Below are 1,793 nucleotides of genomic sequence, written 5' to 3'. Positions count from 1 at the left end.
TCGGTCATGTCTGTGGGCCCCACCAGAAACTCCCGCTGGTAAGCAGTGGTGTCCATGAGAGTGGGAGTCCAGCCTTTTTCCTGTGTCTGGGCAATCCGATAGCGATTGTAGAGCAGCAGGCGCTCGGGGTCACAGAGAGGGGGGGTGCTTACCTGAACCCGTAGATCCGCGTTCTTTGCCAGCGTGCGCCGCTGGATCCGATTGGGCTGCCACTCGTTCATGGGCACGCGCATCGAGAGGCACTCACGGCAGGTTTCGCAGACAGGGCGCTGTAAAAACGCTCCGAACTTAAACCAGCCTAGGCGCAAGCGCCGTTCGTACTCGCCCGAGACCATCTCACCAATATGCTGGTACTTCATGGTCCAGCTCTGATCGGCGAGGTAGGGGCAAGGCTCGGGGCCATTGACAATAGTCTGAAGTATTCGCACGGGGCGTATGCATTGTACCCTAAGTCGTGGTTCCGATCAGGGAAAATCCCGCCCAGTAGTGTGGATGTCGCCATTTTCCGCTTTGTTGAAGGGCTCGGTGCGCTTGGTGCAGCGCATCGGCGGGGCTCTTTTTTTCTTTGAGTGCGGTGTAGAAAAAGTCCATAAAGCGTGCCGTTGCCTCGTCGTTTACCGACCACTGGGTCACCACAAGCTGCTGTGCTCCTGCCGCTAGAAACGCCCAGCTCAGCCCGATCACGCCCTCGCCAAGCTGCTTTTCGCCTTGGCCCGTATTGCACGCGGAGAGCACCACAAGCTCCGCGTTCAGTGTCAGGGAGAGAACCTCTCGCGCGGTAAGGAAGCCATCGTCGGTGCTTTCCAGAGCAGGGGCCGAGAGCACTAAAGACGAGAGCATCGGGGCGGCGTTGTTGAGAAAGGCGTGGCTGGCAAGATGGAGCAGTGAGAACTGACCCGCTTCTTTGATAAAGCTTGTTTCCTGCGCGGCATTTCCTCGACGGACTACGGCTCCTGGAAAGTGCTTGGCAATCGCCCTCGCCTCGCTCTCGGCACCGGGAAGTGCGGAGAGTGCGCCTGCACGTGTTACCGCGTCCTCCAGCGCAGAAACTAAGTCGCGGTCGGGTGTCTTGATCGGGCGATCCGGGATCTTAATCGGGCGATCGGGCGTGATGATCGGGCAGAGAGTAAAGCGTGCTTGCGGCCCCAGCTCCGGGTTAGCATAGACCAAGATCTTTGGCGAAGCAATCGTGCGATCCCCTCGCCAGAAAGACGCAGAGTGTGCTAGAGAGACCGTCTGTTTCGGACAGAGTAGCGCAAAAGGAAGGTCCCAGAGAGCGCCGTCGGGGCAGATTATCAGACGTGTCTTGCCAGAGAGCGGTTTTGCGAGCGGGGCGATCAGGCTCTGCACAAGCGAGCGTACGGCACTTTTTGTCTCTTTACTCTCGCTTTGGCATGCGCTCTGAAGAGCGGCTATCTGGCGGGTGAGATTCGGCAGATTTAGGGGGAGCGCGTGTACGGAGAGGCCCTTTTTTGTCACGACAAAGGCCAGCGGCTTCTCGGTGAGGGAGTACTCGATCAGGGCAGTATTGGCGGGTAGCGGGGCAGCCAGAGCCTTGCTGGCACGTGGCGGACGAGGGCGCAGACGGGCCAGAGTCGGGTGGCGTAGCGTGAGCTGATCTTCCCGAATCGCTTGCGCCACTTCAAGCTTTTTGAGCTGCTCACCAAGCTCCACAAAGCGTTTCTTACTCCCTGGCTCGTTCCTGACCCCCTCCGCGATGAGCTGCTGGTTGAGAAAGGCGGTTTGTTCTTGCAGGAGCCCCCACTGCCCTCACGGTGGGGGAGCGAGCGCAG

The 1,793-nt window shown here is 59.4% G+C and carries 1 protein-coding gene and 1 pseudogene; both read right to left on the bottom strand.

The window, feature by feature from the left end; genetic code table 11:
- Positions 1 to 428, bottom strand: a pseudogene (locus tag ACH2EH_RS09375) (arginyltransferase); the annotation flags it as partial.
- Positions 429 to 447: 19 nt separating this feature from the next.
- Complete coding sequence (locus ACH2EH_RS09370; RefSeq protein WP_395141053.1) at positions 448 to 1,674, bottom strand: CHAT domain-containing protein; 1,227 nt, start codon at positions 1,672 to 1,674, stop codon at positions 448 to 450.
- Positions 1,675 to 1,793 lie beyond the last annotated feature (119 nt).

This window comes from Armatimonas sp., from assembly GCF_043760365.1.
GTDB lineage: Bacteria > Armatimonadota > Armatimonadia > Armatimonadales > Armatimonadaceae > Armatimonas.
This window is presented reverse-complemented; position numbering and strand designations above follow the sequence as displayed.